Annotated in this window: 1 protein-coding gene; it reads right to left on the bottom strand. The window is 72.8% G+C overall.

Going from position 1 to position 382, the window contains the following annotated elements; all coding sequences use genetic code 11:
• Window positions 1-382, bottom strand: a 382-nt coding sequence (locus ADL01_RS24265) for a hypothetical protein (RefSeq protein ID WP_159049612.1), incomplete at both ends; no start/stop codon positions are given.

Raw genomic sequence — 382 nt, 5'->3', positions numbered from 1 at the left:
GCCGCTCGGCAGCGGCTTCCAGGTGACCCGGTAACGCCAGCCGTCGATCGTCGAGCGCTCGCGCCGCTGCTTGCGCCACGACGAAAGGACGGGCAGCACCGCACCCAACTCGGCGGCGGCGGACCCGCCCGCCACCTCCAGCTCGGCCGCCAACTCCGCCAGATCCTCGCGCTCCACCGCTTCCCAGAACCGGGCCTCCACGTCCGCCACGACGGACAGCGGCGTGCCGTCCGGCACCTCACCGTCGTCCGTGAGCCAGTAGTGCTGGTGCTGGAAGGGGTAGGTGGGGAGGTCGACGGTGGTGCGGGAGCCGGGGAAGAGGGCCTTCCAGTCGAGTTCGGCGCCGTGTACGTGGGCTTCGGCGAGCGAGGCGGCCAGGCGG

The sequence above is a fragment of the Streptomyces sp. NRRL WC-3618 genome (assembly GCF_001280005.1).
Taxonomy (GTDB): Bacteria; Actinomycetota; Actinomycetes; order Streptomycetales; family Streptomycetaceae; genus Streptomyces.
This window is presented reverse-complemented; position numbering and strand designations above follow the sequence as displayed.